We start from the raw sequence: 22,677 nt of genomic DNA on the forward strand, positions 1-22,677 counted from the left end.
ACATGGCTGACTTACCTCTGGCCAAGCAAGCCCCGCCCCCCGAGCATGGCCTCCTGAACAATGGACCCGCTTCGGGGAAGGCCACCGGATGAGCACGAACGACCCAGCCACCCCGGACAACCGCCCTCCACCCCAACGCTCTTGGGCTCACGGAATCCCGGGTCCCGGCATACCGCCCCGCCCCTCGGGCCCGCCCGGCTCCGGTGGACCGGACGGATTCGGCGGACCCGGTCACGGCCCGTCCCCTGCCGGCGGCCAGATGCCCGCTGCGGTCAGCGGCCTGCGCACGCTCATGATGATCGTCGGCGGTATCCAGGCGGTCCTCGGCCTGGCCCTGGTAACCAACAGCGCCGCCATCGCCACGTCCACCTGGGACGGCCCCGACGCGCCGACCCCGGGCGAGACGTACTCGGGCACGGTCGTCTTCGTCGGCATCCTCATCATGGCGGGGGCGGCCTGGGGCATCATCACCGCCCTCAAGTTCCCGACCCGCCTCCCCGCCGTACGTAATTCAGCCATCGCCTACGGCAGGGTGGTCCTGGCCTTCACCGTGGTGCTGCTGATGTTCCTGCCGTTCATCCTGAGCCTGATCTGGCTCCCCCCGGCGATCCTGCTCGCCGTCCGGCCGAACCGGCCGGAATGCCGGGCATGGTTCGGCGAGCCGGGGATCGGCGGGCCAGGGACCGGCGGATCGGGGACCCGCGAGCCGGGGACCCGAGGGCCGGGGACCCGCGAGCCAAGAGGGACCCGCGGTCCGGGGCTCGGGCCTGGCTACGGCCGCCGGCACTGAAGCCGGGTCTCGATCCCCGGACTACCGGGCGGGGTTCGGCGGGGCGGGGGATGCCCCTGCCATGCAATCAGGGTTTGTCAGTTTCCCTTGATACAACTGCGTACATAAGTGTCGCGATGAGGGGGACTTGGCCATGCCTAGCCATGCTTCAGAGGGAGCGGCGCCCGTTGCCGGCCTGTACGAGACGCTGATCACCCGGCGCCTCGAAGAGCAAATGAAGCAGCTCAGCTCAGCGGGTTGGCACGCGATCGACGGCGCCGTGGGCACCGAGTCGACGCCACACGTTCTGTCTCGCCACATCGCCAGCACCGTGCGTCAGGTACTTCAAAGCCTCAAACCGGCGGAACAGGTCGTAGCCGCCAACCACATCCTCGAATCCCTCAACACCATTGACGGCGCCGCTGAATGGGTCGACGCGGTCATCGACGGGCCTCGACAGCTCCTCGCCGTTGCAGAGCAGGAAGCGCCCGGCGTCTACGCCATCCGGCCTGCCACACCTCTCTCAGAGACTGCGCTCATCACCAACTCGCCTGAGGATCCGAGCTTGGGATTTGAGATTCGAAGGGAACTGGCAACGGCCGACCGTGTGGACCTGCTCTGCGCCTTCGTGAAGTGGCATGGCCTGCGGGTACTCGAGCAGTCGCTGACGTCTGCCCGGGATCGCGGCGTCCCCATCAGGGTTCTCACGACCACGTACATCGGTGCCACGGAGCGTCGCGCACTCGACCGGCTCGTTCGTGAATTCGGCGCTGAAGTGAAGGTGAACTACGAGCTCCGCTCGACTCGCCTGCACGCCAAAGCGTGGCTCTTCCGTCGGAACAGTGGCTTCGACACTGCGTACGTCGGCAGCTCCAACCTCTCGAAAGCCGCGCTCCTCGATGGTCTCGAATGGAACGTACGGCTTTCGTCGATCGCCACCCCATCGGTCCTGCGCAAGTTCGAGGCAACCTTCGACGCCTACTGGAGCGAGCGCTCCTTCGAGTCGTACAACCCCGACAGCGACGCGCAACGATTGGATGAGGCGCTCTCTCACGCTGGTAGTCCCTCCGGCCAGCAGGCCCGCAACATCATCACACTCTCCGGACTTGAAGTCCGCCCATATCCACACCAGCGCGACATGCTAGAACGCCTTGAAGTCGAGCGCACCGTTCACGAGCGGAACCGCAACCTGCTCGTCGCAGCCACCGGCACAGGCAAGACGGTGATGGCAGCCCTGGACTACAAGCACTTGCGACAGAAGCTTGGCCGGGACCCCCGTCTGCTCTTCGTGGCCCATCGCAAAGAGATCCTGGAGCAGTCCCTGCGGGTGTACCAGAACGTTCTGGTCGATGCGAACTTCGGCGAGCTCTTCTACGGCGGAGAGATGCCCGAGGAATGGAACCACGTCTTCGCGAGCGTTCAGTCACTCAACGCGCGCGCCCTGGAGCGCCTGGCTCGAAATCACTTCGACGTCATCGTGATCGATGAGTTCCACCACGGCACGTCAAAGACCTACCGAAGGATCGTGGACCACTTCACCCCGGAGGAGCTACTCGGCCTCACGGCCACCCCCGAGCGGATGGACGGGCTGAACATCCAGGATGAGTTCTTTGACGGCCGGATCGCTGCCGAGCTGCGGCTCTGGGAGGCACTAGAGAACGAGCTGCTGAGCCCGTTCCACTACTTCGGCGTCACCGACAACACCGACCTGAGCACCCTGACCTGGAAGCGGGGAGCATACGACACGAGCGCTCTCAGTAACCTGTTCACCGGTAACGATGCCCGGGCCAGGCTCGTAGTCAAAGCAGTGAAGGACAAGGTCACCGACCCTGGAGTCATGCGGGCGCTAGGCTTCTGCGTCTCAGTGGCACACGCCCAGTTCATGGCTGACTTCTTCCGACGTGCCGGCCTCAACGCCGTGGCGCTCTCCGGCGAGACACCCAAGCACGAGCGCAAGGAAGCGCTCGATGAGCTTCGTTTGGGGACGCTCCAAGTCATCTTCTCTGTCGACCTGTTCAATGAAGGACTCGACATCCCTGATGTCGACACGCTCATTCTCCTGCGGCCGACCTCAAGCGCCACGGTGTTCCTTCAACAACTGGGACGTGGGCTGCGCCGCACCGAGAACAAGTCAGTCCTCACCGTCCTCGACTTCATCGGTCAGCACCGCAAGGAGTTCCGGTTCGAGGAGCAGTTCCGCGCCCTGACCAACCTGACACGAAACCGTCTCCTCGCCAACATCGAGGACGACTTCCCCCAGTTGCCGTCTGGCTGCCAGATCATCCTTGAGACGAAGGCCAAGGCTTTGATCCTCGACAACATCCGCAACCAGATCGGCGTCAACGTAATCCAGCTCGCCCGCGAGGTCGCGGCCTACGCGGAACCGCGGCTCGCGGACTACCTCAAGGAGAGCGGCCGTGAGCTCAAGGAGCTCTATCGAGGCAGTGGAAACTCTTGGACGGGACTTCTCCGCCGTGCCAAGCTCCTCGATCCGACCGCTCCCAACGGCGAGGCAGCACTCTTGAAGCGCGTATCGGCGTTCCTCCATGTCGACGACCCAGCACGCGTCGCGGCGTACACCAAGCTCCTCATCGACGACGCCCCCACGTACGACCAACTGAATGACCAGGAACAGGCGTACGCCCGCATGTTCTTCTTCTCGCTCTGGCCCTTGGGTGGCGATTTCACGAACTACCAGGAAGGTTTCGACACCCTCCGCGTACAGCACGCCTTTCGAGACGAGGTCCGCCAGGTTCTGGCCCACGTCCTCAACCTGGCCGACCACCTCCCTCTTCCGCTATTCGGTGCGCACGACAATCTCCCACTGGCAGTACACGCCTCGTACAGCCGCGAAGAGATCCTCCCCGCGCTGGGCCAGTCCACCGTGAATGGCTTCATGCCTGGGCACTTCCGGGAAGGCGTGAAGTGGTGCGAGAGCATCCAGACTGATGCCCTTCTCATCACTCTCGAGAAGGACGAAAAGGACTTCTCCCCAGAGACTCGCTACAAGGACTACGCCTTGAACGAGTTTGAGTTCCACTGGGAGTCCCAGAACCAGACGTCAGAATCTTCCCCAACAGGCATCCGCTACCGGACCCATAAGGAGGACGGCTCTCACGTGCTGCTCTTCGTGCGTCGCTACAAGAAGACCGACATCGGTGGCCCGCAGCCCTGGATCCTTTTGGGTCCTGCTGAGTACGTCCAGCACAAGGGCAGTAAACCCATGGGGATCGTCTGGCGACTCCGTCACGAGATGACGGCAGACGTCTGGACATACTCCTCCATTGCCGTGGGATAACCTTTACTCTATAGACCTTGAGATCGATCCGCCCACCGGGTGCGATGCTGCTGCACACATTCAGGATCTATCCGATGACCAGGTTCCACATATAGATCGCCTATCACTGCCCGACTGAGAGCGTCCACGACCTTGAAGTCGTCAGTAATGAGGCGCGCCCCATTGTCGAACAGAACGTGACAGTTCGGACAGAGGCATAGAATATTACTTCGTACATCACGGCCGCGGTGTGGTCTACCGAGTGCATGTATGTGCGCTCCCTCGCTATACCGCGCACCGTTGATGTCCACCACCACTGGTATACGGCACATCTGACATGTGTTGTCGTAGAGAGACTTTATGGCTCGCGCCTCGACAGTGTTGCGCACACGCCGCTGGGTACTCACGTACCTCGCAGCCGCCCGCTCCAGTGGCGTCACGACGTCCTCTACAACGGCCTCGCCCACATCATCTGCATCCCAACGCTCGCCGGCCACGGCCTTCGCTAGCCGGAACTGCCACATGAGGTGCCCACGATCAGTTAGCACGCTCCAGTAGTCCTCAACAAGGTAGAGGCCGCGGTATTTGTACCCTTCGGTCGCCTTACCTCTCCTTATCCCCAAACCCCGCACGTATCGAATGGGCAAGCCCTCCCGATAGTTAATCAACATCCCCTCGTTGACACCGGTCAGCGACTGATCGGCGGTGATGAATCCGTTCTCATCAGGGTCCCCGCCCATTGCCGTATAGACAATGACGTCACCTAGATCCTCATCACCGGCATAACCACCACTCGCAACGATGGAGTCGACCCCCTCGTGTGACGTGCCAGAGATACCCCGCCCTCGAAACCTGTGCACGTCAGCGGCGTAGAGGGCATCGTGTGTACGGAACCACTGCCCTTCAGCCACAAGGGGAGGCGGACCAAAGTAGATGGGCTTCGAAGGCGACATGCGAACATGCTGCCGAATCCTCGTGGTCGATCAAAGCTTCTGACTGATCATGGCTCATTCTCGCCGACAGGTGCCCCAAACTAGCCGAGCGCCATCCGGCGAGCTACAGCACTTCCCCAACTTCTGCTTCAACTTCAGCTTCAAAATGGAGCTGCGCACGGTCAAGCACTTCATCGACGTCAAAGCCGTGAGCCCTCAACCAGAGCAGCAAGTCGGCGATAAGAGCCGTCGCCACTTCCGCAGCCTCGGTTACGGTCATCCGTTCATGGCGTGATGACACGGCGCGCACACCAAGCCCACATAGCCCGAGAAGCGCTTCAGCCTTCGCCACCTGCGCTCCCTCCACATGACCATCAGAAGAGTGCAGCCCAGTCGCGAGTTCACACCACGTGACCTTAGAGGTGCCGCGAAGGATCACTCCCCACCGAGCGGCGACTCCGTCCACCAGGGCCATCCCTCGCCCTCGCTCCGCCAGGCCAGATGCTTTGACCAGCGTAGGAAGCCCTTGACCGTCAGAGTCAGTTACCTCGATTCGCAGATGACTCCCGTTCATACTCACCGCCAGGCAAGACGGCGCCCCGACCCCTACGTGCTCAATAACGTTGGCCGCGAGCTCAGTTACGCAGACCTGAGCTGCGTGAACCACCGCAGAGAGCCCCCAGAGCTCAAGGTGGAGCCGCATCAATCGACGCAGGCCGGCAAGCCCCTGCGCCTCTGCCAGGAACGGAAGCTCCCACTTCTTGCGCTCGACGCCGAAGCGACACCCACCCACGCCCATCACCCTTCCCACGCCTGACGGTCACCCAGCGCTCCCGCCTCACCTCATAACGTGGCAGTGAAACTCTCAAAATGGAACTCTCATGGGTGTTGAGCGGAAGTACGCAGGACTGGTGCGCGCCCCCGGCGTGCGCCGCCTTGCCTGGGAAACTCGACACCGTGCACTCTCTCGGAGACCGACTCGAAGGGCCGAAGACATGCCACCTGGACCCACCACTCGTAGACGTCAGCTCGGGGCCGACCTGCGGCGTCTCCGCGACGCGACGGGCCTCACACTTGAAGAAGCAGGCGCCCGGGTCGGCATCTCCAAAGCCACACTGAGCCGGTATGAAACGAAGGAAGGCACGGTCAAGTGGCCGGCCGTAGACGCTCTATGCCGCGAGTACGGCGCATCCGACCAGGAGCGACAGTCACTCGTCGAGCTAGCCAAGGGCGCCCGAATCCAGGGCTGGTGGCGCTCACTCGCCGACCCAATCCCCGAGTCCATGAACCTCATGCTGACCCTCGAAGACGAGGTGGTGAGCGAGGGACACTACGCCTGCATGTACGTTCCGGGATTGCTCCAAACTCGCGCCTACGCAGAGGCAGTTCATCGTGCCTCTGAGATAAGGTGCACCGATCAAGAGATCAATCACATGGTTGACATCCGAATGAAGAGGCAGGAGCTCCTCGCACGCGATGAGCCTCCCCACCTCTGGGCGGTGATCGACGAGGCAGTCATCCGGCGGACGGTTGGAGGGCGCAACGTCATGCGCGACCAACTGGAACACCTGGTCACAGCCTCAGCGCAGCCGCACATCACCGTGCAGATCCTGCCGTTCGCATCCGGCGCGCACGCCGCCGCCGTGGGCAGCTTCGTCATCCTTGGTGGCTCGACACCCGAACTCGACGTGGTCTACGTAGACATCATCGGCGGAGGCTTGTTCATGGAGAAGCCGCAGGAACTCCAACGCTATAAATTGGCGTTCGAGTACCTGCGCGCGCAGGCGCTGGACCTCCAGTCGTCTGCCGCGCTGTTGAACCGAGTCCACGAGGAGCTCTGATGGATCACGATGGCATCCGGTGGCTCAAGTCGTCGTACAGCGGGGGCAGCGGGACTGAGTGTGTTGAGATCGCGCGGCTGGGCGCCTCGGTCGGCGTACGAGACTCGAAGCGCCCGCGAGGGCCGCACATTATCGTGCAAGCCAACGCGTGGGGAGAGTTTGTAACCAACTTCCGCCCGCAGAGGGAACCTTGATCAGCTGGCACTGAGGCTGCGCTGAGCGTCAGTGATAACACGCTGTGCCTCGACACCAAATACGGCCGAGTCGCGCAACGAGTTCCACGTGCGTAGATAGACGGCAATGCTGTCGGTGTCGTCTATCCAGAGTTCCGCGTGCCAGTCCTCTACGACGGCCAGCCGTTCGTCGTAGAGCCAGAATCCGTTCGCTGGGTAGATCTTGAGTGGTGCTACGAACGGAACAATGCCCAGTTCCACAGTGTCCAGACCGATCATGCTGACGAGGCGGTCGAGTTGCGCAGCCAGCACCTGAGGCGAGCAGACAAGGGAGCGCAAGGCCCCCTCCCACATGATGATGCGATGCCGCTTCGCCGTGTCGTATAGGGCCTCCTGGCGTCGCACCCGAACCCGTACCGCCTCTTCGGTGTCCTTGGGTGAGCGCATCAACTGAGCGTGTCTGGTGAATACGGCACGGGCATAGTCTGGAGTTTGAACCATGCCTGGAACGAGACTGTTCTCCCAGATGCGCAGGGTGGAGGTCCGGGCGTGCTCGGTCGTGATTGCGTCCTGGACCGGGCGGTGACCCGCGGCAAGTTGGCGTCGCCATGAACGAACATGGGACTCAAGGCCCTTAAGGCGCGAGTGCAGCTCCTCAGCCGTTGCTGGTTGCCCCGTCGCCTCCGCCCATGCACTGAGGTCCTCGGCGGTGGCGGTCTGCCGCCCGTTCTCCAGCTTGTAGATCTTTGAGTGCGGCCAGCCGAGCCGTTCACTCAACTGCGGGCCGGTGAGGCGCCCCGCAGGCCCCGAGATGCGAAGCTCTCGAAGCCGTGCGCCGAGGGCGTCCCGCGCTTTCTGGAAGTCTGTGCTCACCTGCTACACGCTAACTGCTCTATGGGGTCAGAGGTTTGCAGCGAACACGTCGTATCGGATCGCGTAGTGCCAAGCTGCGTCCCGCGCCTGGGCGTACCGGTTGACCGCTGCCGGCTCTGTGATCAGTTCTACGTCAACAAGGACGTCGTCGTCACTGAAGTTGAGAAGAGCTACCAGGCGAGAGTCAAAGATCCAGAAGTCCTCTTCAGGTAGCTGGAGTTGTCTTCCATCCGAGCGCCATAGATTGCGAATGTCCTCACCCATGGCGCAGTTGCGCTTCGCGTTGTCCAGCAGAAACAGTTGACCGGGAGTTGGCGGATCGTCGACGACGCGGACCCGCTCGAACCGCGCTCCCCGATCCGTCTGTGCACGGACGTTACGGCACCAGTCATCGTCGTAGTCCCACTCGACGGGATCTCCGGACAAGAATTGGGCATACGTGTCACTGGCCTCATCGGATGCGAACCTGCGTCGCGTCTCAAGTCGCCAGGCAGTGTGCTCAAACGTCTGGAACAGCTGCCCGAACGCCTCAAGGTCAATGATGCGAGGGGTGCGTGGAGTCTTGGGTGCGAAGTCGACCAGCAGATCACGAGGCACCACGATCGGCACTTCGCCAGCGCTCAAGTGCTGTAGTTGGGAAACGTCTTGGGGATCGGTGAGCGGTGGGCCGTGCACGATGACCTCTCCAGTGTTCAAGTCCTCATGCACGGAGGGGCACCCGCCGCCCCCAGAGCCGGTCCCATTGAAGCGGAGGCTTCGAGCCACGTTCCCACGTCCCTTCAGTTCAGGGGTGTTGCCGCCAGTCGCATCATCATCCCTGGCGATACCGCCCGCGGGGGCAGGTTTCATGACGATATTTGGGACCACACGAGAACATTCCAACGATGCGGGAGAACATTCGAGAACATCGGGTGGTGCTCTCCGACTTCCGTTTTCTAGCGTCTCGTTTCATGAACGATGAGAAGAAGGTGACGGCGCCACCGGCTCATGTCATGGCCTCTGCACTGTCGCCGGATCCCGAGGGGAACTGCGATGTGTGCGGCGCTTTGGCGAAGGAACGAACAGAAGCTGTACGAGTAGGGGACTGGTCGAAGGTTGTCGACATCAACGTTGAGATCGGTCGTCACCGTGCTGAGACGCCGGGATGAGCGGGATCGTGCGTTCCGTGTACAGGTACGTCATGCACCGGATCACAGAGCAACCTGATACCGAGGTCACCTTTGAAGCTTCGTGCCTGTGGTGCGATTGGGAGGCGACGCCGTCAACAGACTCATCGACAATCGACGTCGCCTGCATGAGCCACACCGGACGGAGCGGCCATCAGTCGTTCCGGCGAGTACACACGTCGTTCGCCTTGGTCGTACGGACTGAATAGGCCCGAGCCAGCGGCGGAGACCCCGCTACCGGGCCCGGCCCCGCCGTCACGCCAGCCAGATCGCGCTGTGACGGTGGCGCGCCGGAGGTACATCGATCGTGTCTGCCTCTTCGGGAGCGAGCGTCGTCATGGACGCGTTCGCCAGCCGGCGGATGGCTGTTGCCTGGGCACGGAACCGCTGACGGGCTCGCCGCTCCGCCTGTGCCGACCATTGCGTGACGGAATGGTCCCGGTTGTGGCGAGGGAAGCAGTAGACGTCGACCCGGCGTCCGACCGCGTCGGGCCACGGTCGCCGGGACTGGCAGCGGGCGTCGGACAGACACCTGGCGCTGTATCGGAGGTCCCGGAGCACAATCGAGTGCCACGGGGCTGTCGCCCGATCGCTGCGTGACTTCTTTGTCTGCGAGGGCGGGGCGTGGTGGGCCGTGCGTGTCATGCAACTCCCTGGATGACATGAGTACGGGTCACGGGGTCACGGCGGCGCTCAACAGGAGGTGTCTCCCCCTCACCCCGCCGAAGCACCAACCCGGTACACGATCTTCCCGTCCAACTCCGCGAACCCCAGCGACTCGTAGAAGGTCCGCGCCGCCGGGTTGCTCCGGTCCGTCATCCACTCCATCCGGCTGCATCGGGGGCGGGCCGCGGCGATGGCGTGGAGTTCTGCCATCAGGCGGGCGCCTACGCCCTGTTGGCGGAGTGTTTCCCTGAGATAGAGCTCCTTGAGGAACAGGGAGTGCGTGGTTCCCGTCGCCGGCCAGAGGAATGAGTACGCGGCCAGGCCGGCCAGGGTGCCGTTCTCGTCCTCGACCACAAGGGCGGCGGCCAGGGGCGGGGAGCCGAAGAGGGCTTCCTCGATCTGGGTTCGGCGTTCGTCGGGCGGCTGGATCTCGGTGGCACCGTAGAAGCGCTCGATCTCCTCGATCAGATCGGCCAGGGCCGGGATGTCGCTCCGGTCGGCGGGGCGGATGGTGGCAGTCATCGGTCTCTCCTGACTTCTCGCGGTTGTGTGGATGGGCCTGTGCGGGATTTCGGCTCCGGCCGCCCTCCGCCCGGCGCTCCACGCACTGTTGCCCCCTGCCCGGGTGCGCTGCATGGTGAGAGCAGGCGCGTGCGGGCAACACGGGGGAACGAAGACGTGGGAGGGCGTGTGGAGGAGTCACGGTGGGAGCAGCGGCGGATCTCTACCAGCGGCAAGACCTTACGGTGGCCCAGGGCGCTGCTCGTCTTCGCCCTGGGCAATCTGTCCTGGGAGATCGTCAAGTCCAATCTGAACGCCGGTGTACGTGACGACTGGCCCTGGCGGTTCACGGTGCTCGACGCTTCGACGTGCGCGGCCATAGTCGCTCTGCTGACCGGCATCGTTCTGACCCGGACTCAGCTCTCACAGACCATGCAGCCCGCCCTGAGCTGGTCCGCGTTCAAGGGCCGCAGCAGCGAACTCGCCAACTCGCTGCGCACCGTCTCCCTGATCAACGCGGGTGGCGGGAGATCGGTGGTCCAGTCCGTGGCCTACCGGATACAGGCATCCCCGGCGTGTCCGCAACGGGCAGCCATCCCCGCGGGCTGGATGTCCTGGCACGCGGCCGTCGACTCGCTGGGGTCGCTGGGCCTCGACGGGGATCGCGACTACTTCCTGCTGCATCTCGGTCCGGGCGGATCCATACCGATGAGCAACAACAGCAGAGAAGGAGTGGAGTTGCTGGCGTTCGGCGCCAAAGCGCTCGAGAATCTGGCCGTGCTGGATATCAAGATCCGGGTGATAGACGTTCTGGGGGACGTCTATGAACGGGACCTGCAGTGTCTTCGACCGGTCATTTCGGCGCCTCCGGCTGCACCGGCGAGGGTCGGCTGACCACCGGGCGGGCCCTGACCGCCGGACCGGCCCCTGACCACCGGACCGGCCGCCGACCGGCCTGGCACCCCCGGGAACCTCGTACGCCCCGGGCCCCGGGGCTTCCTCAGCAGACCGTGCCCGGCCCCGCCGCCGTGGCCCGCAGCAGATCCCGCAGAAGCACGAAGTCGATCTTTTCCGGCTTACGGAAACGCAAGCAGCCCTTCCCCATGTCATGGCCGGCCAGCCGGTCGGCGAAGGCATCGCGGACATCACTGCGCAGCAGATAGAAGGAGATGTACTGCTTCTGGCTCGCGAAGGCGATCTCCCCGATGCCGTCGCGCTCGTACGCGGGCATTCCGTACGCCATCACCTCGGCGAATCCGGGCAGCTCCGCGCGGCAGAGATCGCGCAGCCGGGTCAATGCCTCTTTGCGTTCCTCGGGAACCTCGGCGAGGTAGCCATCCACGTCTTCTGCCCGGCTTTGCACCATGATCCGAGCGTACGCGGCAAGGCCCGGCAAAGGGGCAGCCGGTCAGCCGTGGTCCGGGGTGTCCGTGCGGCCCGTCGGCGGTGACGGCAGGTTCTATTCGGCGTCCACGTACTCGCCGTCGATGACGGCGCAGTCCTCCAACGCCTCCAGCCGGTCGTTCAGGTAGCCGGTGAAGTCCGGTGCCGTGGGTCCGGTCGGGCCGGTTTCGTGGTCCATGTCGATGATCTGGCCGCTCTTCCCGCCGGGGCCCGGGGAGAGGTCCAGTACGGCTCCGTTTCCTCCGCCGTCCGCGTCCAGGGAGACCCAGCCGAGGTTCCACCAGCCCGGCTTGAGGGCCTGGACGCCGTCGTCGTCCGAGTGGAAGTCCGCCACGTCGTCGAACGATCCGTCGGACAGGAGATCCCGCCACACCCCGGTCTCCTCGACGATCGCCGTGCACGACAGGAGAGTGCCGGACGGCCAGCCGCCGTCCCTGGAGCCGTTGTGCCTCAGCAGGGAGGCCTTGACCTCCTGAGGCAGTGGGACGCCGAGTTCCGATTCGACCGCGGCGATGTCCTCAGCCGTTGCGGGGGGCAGCAGGAAGTGCGCGGCGTCCTGTTCTGCGTACCACTTCTCTATCTGTTCCCACACCGAGGCGACAGCTTCGTGGACCTGTCCGGACAAGGTGGTTCTCCTCAACGTTCAGCATGGCTCGGGGCGTCGCATCGTAGCCGGACCGGGATTCCAGCAACTCGGGGCCCTCGTCGCACGAACGGGCACGTCAGGTCAGTTGCTTGTGCATGACGATGCAGGGGCGGCCGAACTGCCTGTCGGCACGGCGGTCGATCTCCTGCCAGCCCAATGCACTCCAGAACGTGAGGGCTGCGGGGTTGTTCTCCAGGACCGCGAGCCGGATGCCCTCCCGGCCCTCGCCGCGGTACCGCTCCTCGACCAGGCCGGCCAGCCGTCGGCCGATGCCCTTGCGGCGGAAGCTGCCGTGCACCATCAGCAGCCCGATCCACGGGAAGCCGTCCGTGGGGTGGCGGTCGAGCAGGCAGAGGATCCCGGCGAGGCGTCCCTGGTCATCGCGGGCGAGCAGTACCTCGCAGCCATCGGTCCCCGCTTCCTCCCGCAGATCGGCCTCGACCCGGTCCGCCCCGATGTCCTCGGGGTCGTACTCGCCGGCGGCGCGGACGTACTCCGGGTTGGTCGCGTAGAGCTCCACGACATCGGTGATCTCCTGCGCGGAGAACCGGAGCGGAGAGAGGGAGAGGGGGACGGGGAAGGAGAGCGTGGACATGCCGGTCAGGGTAGCCAGGCCGGTACGCAGACCGGTACGCAGGCCGGTACGCAGACCGGTACGCAGAACGGTACGGCCACGAGGCCTGAGGAGCTATCCGTCCAGTCGCCAGCCCCCGGATTCCTCCGGCTGCGTCGAGGCCGACGGCTGCGCACCGCCCTCGATGGTCCAGCCGCCCGCGAGTGGCATGAGGTCCTTGATCCGTACGCTCCTCAGGCCCTCCGGCGTCGGGAGAATGACCCTGATGCCCGGGTGGTAGTCGAAGAGCACCTGGCGGTCCCGGCCGCACGGGTCGAAGACGCCCCGGTCGAAGTTGCCGACGGCCACGATCGTCGTGAGCTCCCTGGCGCCGGACGCGCGGGCATGGCCCAGGGCTACGAGTTCGGCGCACGGGCCGCCCGTGAAGTGGTAGACGTTGATCCCGCCGTAGATCTTTCCGTCGGCTCCCCTGACGGCGGCGCCCATGGTGTGCGCGCCGTCCTCGCCATCGGTGTGGGCGTCGACGATCCGCTTGGCGTAGTCGATGAGTTCACGGTCCTGGGGCGTCAGCTCGCGGCAGGGAATGTTCATGCCGCGCATGTTAGGGCCGAACGGCCCTGGGACCTGGTCGCGGACGCTGTCCCGGTCCGCCGCCGCGCCGGACGGGCCTCGCCGCCCCGGGCCCCGCCCCGTACCCGACCCTGTCCGATCTCTTGACGTGCCCCTGACTGAATGGCTTCATGGGAGCGCGCAAATTGTGGGAGCGCTCCCACAAGGCGGTTGAACGTCTGCCGTCGAACGTCTGTCGATGCTCAGCCCCTGAACCGCTCACCCCCTGGAGCCGCAGTGAGAACAGCACGAAGCGCAGCAAGAGACATGGCAGGAAGCACAGCGACAGGCGCTGGGCGCAGAAGTCAGCGCACGAGTCCCGTCACCGTCGTCCTGACCGTCCTGGCGACCCTCCTCGGGTTCCTCGCCCTCGGCGCCCTCGCCCCGGCGCAGGCCGCCTCCTCCGCGCCCACCGGTACCGGTCTCCACATCAGCGACGGCCGGCTGCTCGAGGGCAACGGCAACGACTTCATCATGCGCGGGGTCAACCACGCCCACACCTGGTACCCGGGCGAGACCCAGTCGCTGGCCGACATCAAGGCCACGGGCGCCAACACCGTCCGCGTCGTCCTGTCCGACGGCTTCCGCTGGAGCAGGAACAGCCCCGACGACGTGGCCGCCGTCATCGCCCAGTGCAAGGCCAACCGGCTCATCTGCGTACTGGAGGTGCACGACACCACCGGGTACGGCGAGGACTCCGCCGCCGGAACGCTCGACCACGCCGCCGACTACTGGATCAGCCTGAAGGACGTCCTCGCCGGCCAGGAGGACTACGTCATCATCAACATCGGCAACGAGCCCTGGGGCAACACCGACCCCGCCGGCTGGACCGCGCCCACGACCGCCGCGATCCAGAAGCTGCGCAGCGCCGGGTTCGCGCACACGATCATGGTGGACGCGCCCAACTGGGGCCAGGACTGGCAGGGCGTCATGCGGGACAACGCCCAGGCGGTGTACGACGCCGACCCCACCGGCAACCTGGTCTTCTCGATCCACATGTACAGCGTCTACAACACCGCCCAGAAGGTCACCGACTACCTCCACGCCTTCGTGAACGCCGGACTGCCCCTGGTCATCGGCGAGTTCGGCGGTCCGGCCGACCAGTACGGCGACCCGGACGAGGACACCATGATGTCCACCGCCGAGGAGCTGGGGCTCGGATACATCGCCTGGTCCTGGAGCGGCAACACCGACCCGATCCTCGACCTGACGATCGGCTTCGATCCCACCCGGCTCAGTTCGTGGGGTGAGCGCATCTTCCACGGCGCCGACGGCATCGCCCAGACCTCCCGCGAGGCCACCGTCTACGGCGGTGCCGCCGAGGACACCGAGGCCCCGACCGCACCCGGCGCCCCGGCCGCCTCCGCGGTCACGGACACCTCCGTCACGCTCGGCTGGACCGCGGCCTCCGACAACGTCGCTGTCGCCGGTTACGACGTCGTCCGCGTCAACGGCGCCACGGAGACGGCCGTCGCCTCCTCCGCCACCACCGGCGTCACCGTCACCGGCCTGACCGCCGACACGGCGTACACCTTCGCCGTGTACGCGCGCGACGCGGCAGGAAACCGTTCGGCGCGCTCGGCCACGGTGGGTGTCACCACGGACGAGGGCGGCACCACGCCGGGCGTCGGCTGCTCGGTCGGCTACCGCGTCGTCAGCACGTGGTCGGGCGGCTTCCAGGGCGAGATCACCATCCGCAACACCGGCACCACGGTCATCGACGGCTGGACGCTGGGCTTCGCCTTCGCCAACGGCCAGAGCGTGACCAACATGTGGGGCGGTATCCCCTCGCAGACCGGCGGCTCGGTGAGCGTGGCGCCCGCCTCGTACACCTCGACGATCGCCGCGAACGGCTCGGTCACCGTCGGCTTCACCGGCAGCCAGAGCGGTACGAACTCCGCTCCGACCGCGTTCACCCTCAGCGGCGCCGCCTGCGCCGCGGCCTGAGGCACGGCAGCCCGAGGCGCGGCGGCCCGAGGCCATACCCACCGAACCCACCGAACCCGCCGTACCCACCGAACCCGCCGAACCCGCCGAACCCGCCATGACGCCGTACCGTCGGCCGGCCTGGGCCATCGCCCCGGCCGGCCGACGGTCCGACGGTCCGGGCATCAATGGCCGGGGGCCGTGGGATCACTTCCGCCAGAACACGTGATGCGTCACGCCGCTCCGGCTGGGCACGGCCTCGTGGTGGAACCGGTCGAGCAGCTCGTCGGGGGACTCCCACAGCCGCACCCCCGCGCCGAGCTTCACCGGCGAGACCACCACGTGCAGAGTGTCGACGAGGTCCGCGTCAAGGAACTCCCGGATGGTGGTGGTCCCGCCGCCGAGTCGGACGTCCTTGCCCTGCGCCGCCTCCCTCGCCGTTTCGAGGACCGTGGCGGGATCGTCGTCGACGAAGTGGAATGTGGTGTCGGAGAGCGTGAACGAGGGACGCGTGTGGTGGGTCATCACGAACACCGGGGTGTGGAACGGGGGTTCGTCGCCCCACCAGCCGCGCCAGTCGTGGTCCGTCCAGGGCCCGCGCTGCGGCCCGAACTTGTTGCGGCCCATGATCTCGGCGCCGATGTTGTGGCTGAAGTCCCGGGTGAAGTAGTCGTCGAGACCTCGGCTCCCGCCGGGGTCGGTGCGGTTGGGCCAGCTCGCCGTGGCACCGGCCCAGGTGAACATGGTCCCGGGGTCGGCGTGCCCGAACGGCCGCTCGAGGCTCTGCCCCTCACCGGCACCGTACCCATCGCTCGAGACGGTGAAGTTCTGCACCTTCAGCAGCTGTTTCATGCGCTTCCTCCTTCTACTTGCCGGCATGGTGCCGACAGTGATGAGCCACAGGGACGAGACTGCCTGGAACGGGCAGACTCATCGCCGTCCCACTCCGGCGCACGGTGGAGAAACAACGGCATTCCGGTCGTACGTGCGGTCCGGCCCGCCCTCTAACCCGCGTCGGTGTCGGCGGGAGCGGCAGCACGGTCGTAGGTCAGGAACGCCACCCCGCTGCCGAGGACCGTGTGGTCCGTCAGCGTCCAGCCGGTCGGGTCGAACGTGGCCTTCTGCGAGAAGAGCGGAATACCGGCACCGATGGTCATCGGGCTCAGCTTCACGATCAGCGTGTCGATCTCGGAGTACAGGGAACCGGCCAGTTCGCCGCCGCCGACCAACCAGAGGTCCTTGCCCTCCTCCTGCTTCAGCTCCTTCACCCGCGCGACCGGATCACTCGCGACGATCTCCACGGCGGGGTCGGGGCTCTCGCCCAGCGTGCGGGAGAACACGAGGTGCCGCAGGTGCGGGTAGGCGTCGGTGAGGCCCGCCTTGAGGCCGATCTCGTAGGACCGCCGGCCTTCGAGCACGGTGTCGAAGTGCGTGCCCTCCGCCGTGATCGAGAGCGCGGCCCTGGCCGGTCCCGGCAGGGTCTCCGGGTACTCGGTGATCATGTGCCCGACGTAGTCCTCCGGGACCGGCCAGAATCCGTCCGGTCCGGTGGGGTCGGCACCGTCCGGCCCGGCGATGAAACCGTCGAGGCTGGAGGCGATGTAGTACACGAGCTTGCGCACGTCGGGCCTTTCGTCCGTTGACCGTCCGCCGCCGCGTCGACGGCCGTCGGCAGTCATGATCGAACAGCCGTTCCCGCCGTGCAACGGGAATCACCGCTTCCGCCCGGGGTGGTGGACCCTCCTCTTCCCCGCGGGCGGAGAGCTCGATCAGGCGGGTTCGCGCCGCCCGCCCGATGCGGCGTCCAGCGCCGGGGCGATCACCGCGAAGGCGCGGTCGAGCAGGGGCGGAACTGCGCGGCGCCCCGACACGGGTGGAACTGTCCCCCGGGGCGGCCGACGCGGAGACCGGGCAGCGGCTGTGGGAGCTGTCGGAGGAGGCCACGGGGGTGCGGTTCGCGTTCTCCTCACCGGTCCGGGCCGACCACCCTTCATCCGGCCCGAGCATTGCTCCGTACGACACAGCCGTACGGAACCGGAAGCAACCCTCGTAAGCGGCGGCAGGGCGCCCAGGTTTGGGTAAGGTGCCCTGTCGACAGCAGCGTTCTTCGGGGGAGTTACGAGTTCATGAGCGGTCAGCAGCCAAACAGGGGCAACGCCTCCCAGGTCTTCCAGCCACTCGCCGGTGACGACCCGTCCACCATCGCCGGATACCGGCTGGCCGCCAAGCTCGGTGCGGGCGGGATGGGCAAGGTGTACCTGTCGTACACGCCCGGCGGACGGCCCGTCGCCATCAAGGTGATCCGGCCCGAGTTCGGGGAAGACCCGGAGTTCCGGAGGCGGTTCACGCAGGAGGTGCAGTCCGCGCAGCGCGTGCAGGGGCTGTTCACCGCGCCCGTCATCGACGCGGACACCAACGGCGCGCAGCCGTGGCTCGCCACCGCGTACGTCCCGGGGCCCTCGCTCGCCGACGCGGTCGTCGCGCACGGCGCGCTGCCGGTCGAGGCCGTACTCCTGCTGATCGCCGGTATGGCGGAGGCGCTGCACGTCATCCACGGCGCGGGCATCGTGCACCGCGACCTCAAGCCGTCCAATGTGCTGCTCGCCGCCGACGGACCGCGCGTCATCGACTTCGGCATCGCGTACGCGGCCGACGCCACCTCGCTCACGGGCAGCGGCGTCACCATCGGCACCCCGTCCTTCATGGCCCCGGAGCAGGCCGCGGGGCGCCGGGTCACCCCGGCCACCGACATCTTCGCGCTGGGCCAGGTCGCGGCGTTCGCGTCCACCGGGTCGCCGGCCTTCGGCGAGGGCACCTCGCACGGGGTTCTCTACCGGATCGTCCACGAGGACCCGGACCTCAGCGGCATTCCGGAACGGCTGATGGAGCTCGTCAGCCGCTGCCTGGCCAAGGACCCGGAGGCCAGGCCTTCGGTCGCCGAGGTCATCGCGCTCTGCCAGACCGCGAACGCGGAGACGGTGCTGCGCCGCCCGGAGGACTGGCTGCCGAGCCCGGTCGCCGCCGACATCACCGTGCGCGCGGCCGCCCCCGCTCCCCTCCAGACCCCGCCGCCGCCGGCCGCCGCCCCGGCCGTCGCCTATTCGCCCACCACTCCGGCGGGCCCGAGCACCCCGCCGCCGGGATACGGTCCGCCGGTCAACCCGCCGGCCACACCGCCGCCCGGACAGCCGCAGCAGGCCCCGCAGACCCCGTATCCGATGCAGGCGCAGGCGCAGGCCGCTCAGCCCACGCAGCCCGCTCATCCCGCGCAGCAGTACCAGACGGGTCCTCAGGCGCAGGCCAACGCCCAGGCCCAGTTCCCCGCCACGTATCCGACGCAGGCCCAGACGTACCCCGGGCACGTCCCGCCCCAGGGTCCGGGTGCTGCGCCCCAGCCGGCGAAGGGCCGCGGCGGCAGGATCGCCGGCATCGTCATCGCCGCCGCGCTCGTCCTCGGTCTCGCGGGCGGCGGGACGGCGTACTTCCTGCTCAAGGACAACGGGAAGGAGACGCGGAGCAACGAGTCGCCCAAGAACAACAACACGCCACAGCCCGGCAGTTCGTCACCGGAGGCGAACGAGGGCGACGGGGGCACCGAGACCACCCCGAACCCCACCCCCAAGGCCGATCCGACGCCCGCCGACTACACGGGCATCAACCTCACCGCCGGCTACCACCTGACGTTCGGGGACGCGGACGTCCGCCCGCAGGACGGTGAGGACGGCGAGTACGAACTGGCCTACGACACCGGCGGATACCTCGACGCGGAGGGCGAAGGCGGACGCCTCGCCCTGCTCGACCCGGGGCAGGAGGGGTCGTTGGACATCTGCCGCTCGGAGACCCGGTTCACCAGCGAGATCTATGTGGACAAGCTCTCCAAGGGGCGGCAGGTCTGCGTCACCACGGGCACCGGGCACCTGGTCCTCCTGACGTACCAGGGCCACTCCCCCGAGGACTCGCCCAGCACGTACATGACGATCGACGTGACCGTCTGGCGCAACGCGACGAGCTGACAGCGTAGTTGGGGGACCTCGTACGGGTGAGGTCTCCCGGCGTACGAGTGAATCCGCGGGCCGGGCGGGCCGGTGGCACGCAAGACTCGAATCGGAACGATCTTGTTCCGATTCCTGCCGTTCTTCCGGACGGCCGCACAAGGAGTGCCCCCACCATGCGTTTTCGTACCACCGCCGCTGCCGCCCTCGGCGCCCTCGCCCTCATCGTGTCCCTGCCGGGCTCGGCGAGCGCGGCCGACGGCCACTTCACCTACGAGTACACCGCCTTCGACGGAAGCAAGCAGACGGGCTTCCTGTTCGACCCGCCGAGCCGGGAGTGCATCACCCTGCCCGAGGTGGCCGACCCCGGCTCGTCGTACCCGGCCGACACCCCGTGGAACCACACCGACGCCACCGCGACGGTGTTCACCGGACCCGACTGTGACGGCGCCTACTTCACCCTGCGGCCCTTCGGCGGCCACGCCTCCGAGCGGCTGAAGCTGCGCTCGGTCGTCTTCAGCTGATCCAGGCCCCGCGCTCTCCTGCCGCCGCCCCGCGCCACCTCGCGCGGGGCGGCGGCGGCACGGAATGTAGGTTGCGGGGATGTCCTCATCGCTCCGGCTCGTACCGGTCACCTCCGACAACGTCGAGGCTGCCTGCGAGCTGTCCGTCCGGCCCGACCAGAACGGGCTCGTGAAGCCCGTCGCCTGGTCGCTGGCCCAGGCCTACACCACCCCCGAGACCGCCTGGCCGCGACTGATCGCCGACGGCGAGCAGCTCGTGGGCTTCGTCATGGCCTTCCTCGACGTGCGGTTCCACCCGGAGGAGCCCGGTGACCCGCTCCGTTCCGGACTCTGGCGGCTGAACATAGCGGCCGAACGACAGGGCCGCGGATACGGCCGGTTCGCCGTCGGGGCCGTCAACGACGAGCTGAGGCGGCGCGGCGGGACGCGTACGACCGTGACCTACGTCCCCGGGGCGCACGGACCCGAGGAGTTCTACCGGAAGCTCGGCTTCCGGGCGACCGGCGAGCTGAGCGGCGACGAGGTGGTCGCAGAACTGGAGCTGGGGCCGGAGCCGGGGCAGTCCTAGCCGGAGCCGGGGGCTTGGAGCTGGTGCCGGGGCGGTCCTAGCCGGAGCCGGGGGCTTGGAGCTGGTGCTGGGGCGGTCCTAGCCGGAGCCGGGGGCTTGGAGCTGGTGCTGGGGCAGTCCCTAGTGGCTCGTCACGCAACGTCGGCCGGGTATTCGACCTGCCGCTCGTGGGCCGGCAGGCTGTTTCCAGGACCTGATCTCGGAGGTGGCCGTGGGGACGTCGACCGAGCGAGAACGCGGCGACGGGTTCGCCGTTGACGTTGCGGGCGGGTTCCACGGGGGCCGTGATCAGAGGGTGCGGCGATCCGCGTGCGGCCCTTCAGCCGTCAGCTCGCCATCGCCATTCGAGGCCGCGACCGCGCCCCCGGCCGTGTCCCCGACCGGGGGCGTGCCGGGGGCGGTTGTCGGCAGCAGCCTGTGAGGCGCATGCCTGGGGGCTACTTCTGGGTGGAGCAGGGGTCGCAGCAGGAGGGGGCGGGTTCGACGCAGATGGTGACGGTGTCGGTGTTGTTGGTGGTGTCGGGGTCCTTTTCGTTACTGGTGGCGGTCGCGGTGTTGCTGGTCGGGCCGGCCTTGGTGGCCTTGGCCCGCAGCACGAGCGTGGCGGTGGCGCCGTCGGCCAGGTCGCCTACGGTCCACTGCCCGGTGGCCGGGTCGTAGCTTCCGGGTGCGCCGTCGGCGGACAGGAAGGTGAGGCCGTCGGGGAGCTGGTCGGTGACGGTGACGCCGGTGGCCTGGTTCGGGCCGGTGTTGCGGACGGTGATGCGGTAAGTCACCGTCTGGCCGGCGGTGACGGTGGTCGCGTCGGCTGCCTTCGTGACGGTCAGGTCGGCAGCCGGTTTGACCTGCGTGACCTGCTCGTTGGAGGTGGACGTCAAGGGCTCCGGCTTGTCGCCGAGCCGGTTCTCGTAGGAGGCGGTTGCGGTGTTGCTGATCTGCTTGCCGCCGCTGGCCCGGTCGATGGTGACCCGGTACTCCACGGTGGTCCCTGCCGGCAGCATCTCGGTGTTGGGCAGGCTGCCCCCCTCCGCGCCGGAAGCGCCGTTGCCGAGATGGAAGACGACCTTGTTCGACGCGGCGTCGTAGTACGCCTGGTCGTCACCTTGCGCGTCGCTCTTCGCTCCGGCGTTCGGGCCGTCGACGATACGCAGGGAACCGGGCAGGTACGTCGTTCCCTGCGGGATGACGTCGGCCAGGATGAGGTTCTCGGCGCCGCCGCCGCCCTCGTTCTTGGCGGTGATGCGGTAGGTGACGACGTCGCCCACTTCCAGCGGGCCTGCGGGAACAGCGGTCTTGGCGAGTTCCACGTAGGGGGCGGTGCCGAAGAAGATGCCGTCCAGGAAGTTGCCGACGCTGGGGTTGCCGCCGGCGGCAGAGATGGAACGGAAGGCGAAGCGCGTCAGCGTCTGGCCTGCCGGGACGGTGTAGGTGCCGGTGTAGTAACCCCAGGCGGTTCTGCCGTCGGTGAAGCGCCTCTGTTGCACCGTGGAGCCCGGCGCACCGATGTCCAGCGCCATGGTGTCATCCCCCTGGCGGCCACGGTGATACAGCCGCCAGTACAGCTTCGTACCGGGCGTGGTCGGCAGGTCCTGGTAGAGCGTGGAGACCTGGTACGCGTTGAGCTCGGCGAACTGGGCGCCCTCGGCTGCCGGCACACTGTTGAAGCCCGAACGCCACAGCTCGATCATGTGATCGGAGGCGGTGGTGAGCCAGCCCGGAACCCGCTTGGCCGCCTGCGTCTGTGAGGCGTCCGGCAGGATCTCCACACCGGTCACGGCAGGTTGTTCGAAGCTGCCGTTGGCCAGGGCAACCCGGAGCGGAGCAGCAGGAGGTGTAGTCATGGTTCTTCCCCTCAAGTCGATGCTGCTGGAGTGCACCGCCGACTGGCCGCACATCTGCGCACCGTGGCGGAGCCGAACACCTGGTAGCGCACCGCATTCGGGTGAACACGTAAAGTGACGTATGAGCGGGGTCGGCCAACCCCGCGCGGTAAGTTTGCGAAGCCGGCCCCGGGACGCCCCCGCCGTCGGCACACCGCTCCCGCCACACAGGGCTCCCATCTCTCTCGTGCCACCACTGTCTTGACCGAAAGCCCCTGTTGCACCTCTTACGCCCACCCTTGCTCAGGGTGAATCAGCTGCCGCGAAGTTGACGCTCCCGGCACAGTGGCGGCGGCCGCGCAGGAACCAAGGGCTCGGCATTCAGCCCGGCCGGGTATTCGGTCCAGGACCGGATC

22 protein-coding genes are annotated in these 22,677 nt (G+C 66.8%); 10 read left to right on the forward strand and 12 right to left on the reverse strand.

Going from position 1 to position 22,677, the window contains the following annotated elements; all coding sequences use genetic code 11:
• Positions 1-259: 259 nt before the first annotated feature.
• Both OG782_RS13045 and OG782_RS13050 read left to right on the forward strand, forming a co-directional pair.
• The gene (locus tag OG782_RS13045) at positions 260-790 is read left to right on the forward strand and encodes a hypothetical protein (RefSeq protein WP_406450488.1); all 531 of its coding nucleotides are present in this window, start codon (positions 260-262) and stop codon (positions 788-790) included.
• A gap of 133 nt (positions 791-923) precedes the next feature.
• Complete coding sequence (locus OG782_RS13050) at positions 924-4,067, forward strand: DUF3427 domain-containing protein (RefSeq protein ID WP_406450490.1); 3,144 nt, start codon at positions 924-926, stop codon at positions 4,065-4,067.
• 8 nt (positions 4,068-4,075) lie between these two features.
• On the opposite strand, the gene OG782_RS13055 is transcribed toward OG782_RS13050, so the two are convergent.
• Both OG782_RS13055 and OG782_RS13060 read right to left on the reverse strand, forming a co-directional pair.
• A complete protein-coding gene (locus OG782_RS13055; RefSeq protein ID WP_406450492.1) occupies positions 4,076-4,999 on the reverse strand; it encodes a YDG/SRA domain-containing protein in 924 nt (307 codons plus the stop codon).
• Positions 5,000-5,102: 103 nt separating this feature from the next.
• Complete coding sequence (locus OG782_RS13060; RefSeq protein ID WP_406459040.1) at positions 5,103-5,777, reverse strand: ATP-binding protein; 675 nt, start codon at positions 5,775-5,777, stop codon at positions 5,103-5,105.
• Positions 5,778-5,973: 196 nt separating this feature from the next.
• On the opposite strand from OG782_RS13060, the gene OG782_RS13065 reads away from it, so the two are divergent.
• A complete protein-coding gene (locus OG782_RS13065; RefSeq protein ID WP_406450494.1) occupies positions 5,974-6,819 on the forward strand; it encodes a helix-turn-helix domain-containing protein in 846 nt (281 codons plus the stop codon).
• Positions 6,819-7,013, forward strand: a complete 195-nt coding sequence (locus OG782_RS13070) for a DUF397 domain-containing protein (protein WP_406450496.1) — start codon at positions 6,819-6,821, stop codon at positions 7,011-7,013. Before OG782_RS13065 ends, OG782_RS13070 begins: the two co-directional genes overlap by 1 nt.
• Here the strand turns inward: OG782_RS13070 and OG782_RS13075 are convergent, their stop codons facing one another.
• Positions 7,014-7,865, reverse strand: coding sequence for a helix-turn-helix domain-containing protein (locus OG782_RS13075; RefSeq protein ID WP_406450498.1), 852 nt, complete (start codon positions 7,863-7,865; stop codon positions 7,014-7,016).
• Between the two features lie 27 nt (positions 7,866-7,892).
• On the reverse strand, positions 7,893-8,630 hold the full coding sequence (locus OG782_RS13080) for a DUF6879 family protein (protein WP_406459041.1): 738 nt from the start codon (positions 8,628-8,630) through the stop codon (positions 7,893-7,895).
• Between the two features lie 119 nt (positions 8,631-8,749).
• Between OG782_RS13080 and OG782_RS13085 the strand changes: the two genes are divergently transcribed.
• The gene (locus OG782_RS13085; protein ID WP_406450500.1) at positions 8,750-9,013 is read left to right on the forward strand and encodes a hypothetical protein; all 264 of its coding nucleotides are present in this window, start codon (positions 8,750-8,752) and stop codon (positions 9,011-9,013) included.
• Between the two features lie 732 nt (positions 9,014-9,745).
• On the opposite strand, the gene haaN is transcribed toward OG782_RS13085, so the two are convergent.
• The gene (gene haaN, locus OG782_RS13090; RefSeq protein WP_406450502.1) at positions 9,746-10,219 is read right to left on the reverse strand and encodes a cyclophane-containing RiPP N-acetyltransferase HaaN; all 474 of its coding nucleotides are present in this window, start codon (positions 10,217-10,219) and stop codon (positions 9,746-9,748) included.
• 168 nt (positions 10,220-10,387) lie between these two features.
• Here haaN and OG782_RS13095 point away from each other — a divergent pair, with 168 nt between their 5' ends.
• Positions 10,388-11,092, forward strand: coding sequence for a hypothetical protein (locus tag OG782_RS13095; RefSeq protein WP_406450504.1), 705 nt, complete (start codon positions 10,388-10,390; stop codon positions 11,090-11,092).
• Between the two features lie 106 nt (positions 11,093-11,198).
• Here OG782_RS13095 and OG782_RS13100 read toward each other — a convergent pair whose 3' ends face one another.
• The 4 genes from OG782_RS13100 to OG782_RS13115 form a co-directional block, all read right to left on the reverse strand.
• The gene (locus OG782_RS13100) at positions 11,199-11,564 is read right to left on the reverse strand and encodes an iron chaperone (RefSeq protein WP_406450506.1); all 366 of its coding nucleotides are present in this window, start codon (positions 11,562-11,564) and stop codon (positions 11,199-11,201) included.
• A 93-nt stretch (positions 11,565-11,657) separates the two neighbouring features.
• Positions 11,658-12,227, reverse strand: a complete 570-nt coding sequence (locus tag OG782_RS13105) for an SMI1/KNR4 family protein (protein WP_406450508.1) — start codon at positions 12,225-12,227, stop codon at positions 11,658-11,660.
• A gap of 97 nt (positions 12,228-12,324) precedes the next feature.
• Complete coding sequence (locus OG782_RS13110; protein WP_406450510.1) at positions 12,325-12,843, reverse strand: GNAT family N-acetyltransferase; 519 nt, start codon at positions 12,841-12,843, stop codon at positions 12,325-12,327.
• A gap of 93 nt (positions 12,844-12,936) precedes the next feature.
• Positions 12,937-13,413 carry a cytidine deaminase family protein gene (locus OG782_RS13115; protein ID WP_406450512.1) on the reverse strand — a complete coding sequence of 159 codons (477 nt, stop codon included), beginning with the start codon at positions 13,411-13,413 and terminating at the stop codon, positions 12,937-12,939.
• Positions 13,414-13,698: 285 nt separating this feature from the next.
• On the opposite strand from OG782_RS13115, the gene OG782_RS13120 reads away from it, so the two are divergent.
• Entirely contained in the window at positions 13,699-15,378 is a 1,680-nt protein-coding gene (locus OG782_RS13120; protein WP_406450514.1) for a cellulase family glycosylhydrolase, read from the forward strand.
• A gap of 186 nt (positions 15,379-15,564) precedes the next feature.
• On the opposite strand, the gene OG782_RS13125 is transcribed toward OG782_RS13120, so the two are convergent.
• Both OG782_RS13125 and OG782_RS13130 read right to left on the reverse strand, forming a co-directional pair.
• Positions 15,565-16,209, reverse strand: coding sequence for a dihydrofolate reductase family protein (locus tag OG782_RS13125; RefSeq protein ID WP_406450516.1), 645 nt, complete (start codon positions 16,207-16,209; stop codon positions 15,565-15,567).
• Positions 16,210-16,361: 152 nt separating this feature from the next.
• Positions 16,362-16,979 carry a dihydrofolate reductase family protein gene (locus OG782_RS13130; RefSeq protein WP_406450518.1) on the reverse strand — a complete coding sequence of 206 codons (618 nt, stop codon included), beginning with the start codon at positions 16,977-16,979 and terminating at the stop codon, positions 16,362-16,364.
• Positions 16,980-17,483: 504 nt separating this feature from the next.
• Here OG782_RS13130 and OG782_RS13135 point away from each other — a divergent pair.
• The 3 genes from OG782_RS13135 (at position 17,484) to OG782_RS13145 (ending at position 20,441) form a co-directional block, all read left to right on the forward strand.
• On the forward strand, positions 17,484-19,370 hold the full coding sequence (locus tag OG782_RS13135; RefSeq protein ID WP_406450520.1) for a protein kinase domain-containing protein: 1,887 nt from the start codon (positions 17,484-17,486) through the stop codon (positions 19,368-19,370).
• 155 nt (positions 19,371-19,525) lie between these two features.
• On the forward strand, positions 19,526-19,873 hold the full coding sequence (locus OG782_RS13140; protein WP_406450522.1) for a hypothetical protein: 348 nt from the start codon (positions 19,526-19,528) through the stop codon (positions 19,871-19,873).
• Positions 19,874-19,952: 79 nt separating this feature from the next.
• Positions 19,953-20,441 (forward strand): GNAT family N-acetyltransferase, encoded by a 489-nt coding sequence (locus tag OG782_RS13145; RefSeq protein ID WP_406450524.1) that lies wholly within the window; start codon positions 19,953-19,955, stop codon positions 20,439-20,441.
• A 437-nt stretch (positions 20,442-20,878) separates the two neighbouring features.
• Here the strand turns inward: OG782_RS13145 and OG782_RS13150 are convergent, their stop codons facing one another.
• A complete protein-coding gene (locus OG782_RS13150) occupies positions 20,879-22,282 on the reverse strand; it encodes an isopeptide-forming domain-containing fimbrial protein (protein ID WP_406450526.1) in 1,404 nt (467 codons plus the stop codon).
• Positions 22,283-22,677 lie beyond the last annotated feature (395 nt).

Origin of the sequence: Streptomyces sp. NBC_00876, assembly GCF_045207435.1 — a bacterium.
Lineage (GTDB): Bacteria > Actinomycetota > Actinomycetes > Streptomycetales > Streptomycetaceae > Streptomyces.